2 protein-coding genes are annotated in these 1,142 nt (G+C 35.1%); both read left to right on the top strand.

The window, feature by feature from the left end; translation table 11 throughout:
- The coding region (locus CHB72_RS25755) for a tyrosine-type recombinase/integrase (RefSeq protein WP_176431629.1) at positions 1 to 519 on the top strand (519 nt) is incomplete at its 5' end.
- A gap of 1 nt (position 520) precedes the next feature.
- Positions 521 to 1,142: IS91 family transposase (locus tag CHB72_RS25760; protein WP_176431630.1), on the top strand; the 622-nt coding region annotated here is incomplete at its 3' end.

A 1,142-nucleotide genomic window follows, 5' to 3' on the forward strand; every position in this document is an offset into this window, starting at 1 on the left:
ATAAATGACTTGTTTAATTCAGTTGTTAATTTAAAACACAGAACAGTTTTAATTACCATTTATGCTGCAGGGTTAAGAGTGAGTGAAGCCACTAATTTGAAAGTATCAGATATTGATAGCAGAAACATGCAAATTAGAGTAGTTCAAGGGAAAGGTCAAAAAGATAGATATACACTGCTTTCACCCAAAAACTTAGAAGTACTAAGAGATTATTGGAAATACTATCACCCCAAGGAGTGGCTATTCCCTGGTAATGCTATGGATAAACCGATTTCCACCCGTACAATACAGAAGGTATTCAAAACAGCTAAAATAAAAGCAGGCATAAAAAAAGATGCTACTGTTCACACTCTTCGGCACAGCTTTGCCACCCATCTGGTAGAAGCAGGAACCAATATTTATCATATTCAACAGCTTATGGGACATAGCAATCCTAAAACCACAAGTATTTACATTCATCTAAGCAGAAAAGATGTGCTGCAAATTAGAAGCCCATTAGATACAATGGTGGATGTTTAGCATGGTGGAGGTAGCAGATATACTCAATCAATACGGCGAAGAGTATAGGCAAAACCATAAACTGTCCTCAACAGAATTAAAAGTGATGAATGCAATACAAGCCTGCCGCACATCAAAACTTGGAGGCCATGTAGATATATGCGAAGATTGTGGTCACTTAAGAATCTCATACAACTCCTGTCGCAATAGACACTGTCCTAAATGCCAAAGTCTTGCCAAGGAAAGGTGGTTAGAAGATAGGAAAAAAGATCTAATTCCTATTCAATACTTTCACGTAGTTTTTACAGTTCCAAATATATTAAATAACCTAATGTTAAATAACAAGAAAGAAATGTATTCCATTCTTTTTAAAGCTAGTTCAGAAACATTAATAGAACTTTCTGAAGATACTAAATACATAGGAGCAGAGATAGGATTTATCTCAGTACTACATACTTGGGGACAAAATCTTATGGATCATCCCCATATCCACTCTATAGTAACAGGAGGGGGATTATCCATGGATAAGAAGCGATGGATTACTTCAAGAGATGGATTCTTTATTCCCATAAAAGTAATATCAGCTGTATTTAAAGGAAAATTTTTATACTATCTGAAAGAATCTTACTACAGAAAGAAGATAA

It is taken from the genome of Anaerovirgula multivorans (genome assembly GCF_900188145.1).
In the GTDB taxonomy this organism is placed as follows: Bacteria; Bacillota; Clostridia; order Peptostreptococcales; family Natronincolaceae; genus Anaerovirgula; species Anaerovirgula multivorans.